Raw genomic sequence first — 1,715 nt, forward strand, 5'->3', positions numbered from 1 at the left:
TTCTCTCGCCCGACCAGGCCACATCGTAGACCTGTTCCCTGGCACGTCCCGCCTCGTCCAGCCAGCCCTTGACAATCTGAATGCGGTCCAGGTTGCCGCTCTGGGGATCCTTGCCCGCTGCCACCAGGAAACCCGGTGCCCTGTTCTCCGGCCCCGCGGAGAGTTCGCCGCCCATGGGGACGCCCTTTTCGTATCCGATCCCGGCCAGATTCGCGCTTTCCCGGTCCTCGGCGCGGAAATCCCAGCCCGCAAAGAAACGCAGGGTTATTCTCGGCCCGGTGGTCGCATAGACTTCCCGGCGCAGCATGGCGTCGAAGATGGCCTCCCGGCTGTTCTCCGTTGCCCATACCGCCGCCAGGCCGGAGGCCGGGTATTCCCAGCCCCCGCGTTTGGCACTTTCGGTCCAGGGCCGCCACCGGTCCGGGGACGGCTCGCCATAGACGAATTTGCCGAAAAAGTTGTTCTCATCGGCTGTGGCAAGGCCCGTATGCGAGTCAGTGGAGCCAATCAGGCCGAACTGGAACGGGTTGATTCCCACCAGCGCCTGGATTTCCAGGCCGCGCTTGAGGCCGGAACGGGCGTAATCTCCAGCCAGGGTCGCCGGGTCGGCGCCGTCGTAGTAGAAGTTGCCGTCATCCCAGGTCTCGTAGTCGGCGAATTCATCGTTTGGCGAGAGCAGCGGGTGGGTTTCGCTGTCGCCCTTGACCTGGGTGGTCTCGTAGAGGGGTTCCCAGCGGCTGCGGGTGCGGGCATATCCGGCGTTCATGGGGCTGCCGTCGAATCGCTGCAGGGAGAACATCAGCCCCTCGCTCATGTTGCCGTTGTGGGGGATGGCAAGCACCCGGCCGGAGGTCTCCGACTCGTAGCGCTGCATCCATCGCCACAGGTCTTCGGGGTCCATGCCGTCGGCGACCCGGGCGGGCATGAGCCGGCGCACCGTCGCTCCGTCATCGCGATAGATCACCACCCGGTGCAGGTTGTTCCAGTCCGGCATGGAGGTCCATTCGTAGCCGATCAGGGTGGTGAAGGTTCCGGGCTGGTAGAAGCGGTCCGCCACCGCCGTGTAGTCGTTCCACACCCCACGGGCGAAAGCTTCGTCCAGCAGAATCGGTGGGAGGTCCTCGCTGGCGCCGAAAGCCCCGACTATCTCGAAGACGGCGGCCAGCAGTTCCGCATCGTCGCCAGAGGCAATCATGCGTTGCCAGCGGCGCACCGTCGGGTCTACGCCGAAACGGGGGTTGCCGTTCATGATTTCCGTGACCGTGCCCAGGGCGTCCGAGTGGTCCGCGATCACCAGGAAATCCAGCGGGCGGGACAACTGGGCCGGTACGCCGCTCGTCGAGACGATCTGCTCGCCCCGGGCGAATCGATAGGCGTCTTCGGGCGTGCGCACGGTGCCCATGGCGCCGGCGTCCATGGAAAGCCGGGTGTGCAGATGCGTATCGCCCCAGAAGACCTCGGTTGGCCAGGCCGCGCCTTCCGAAGACGTCGCGACCTCACCGGGTGAAATCAGCAAACCCGCAATTGCCGCGATCAATATACCGCTGTGGCCGGTTCCGGAGCCCAACCGATGGGTGCACCGCGCGCGATCCGCTCGCATGGAAACACTTTTCATCTTATTGATTATATTAAATATTAAGATGCGCTTGCATCGGGAACCGTTCCTTTCAAAAAAACCGCCGGCACCCGGCAGCGAGTTCGCATGCGGCGCTTCC

Annotated in this window: 1 protein-coding gene; it reads right to left on the reverse strand. The window is 64.3% G+C overall.

Annotated elements, in window-relative coordinates:
- Positions 1–1,600 (reverse strand): DUF3604 domain-containing protein (locus tag OXG98_04460; GenBank protein ID MCY3771257.1); only part of this gene is annotated, 1,600 nt, incomplete at its 3' end.
- Between the last annotated feature and the right edge of the window lie 115 nt (positions 1,601–1,715).

The organism is Gemmatimonadota bacterium (genome assembly GCA_026706345.1).
Lineage (GTDB): Bacteria > JAAXHH01 > JAAXHH01 > JAAXHH01 > JAAXHH01 > JAAXHH01.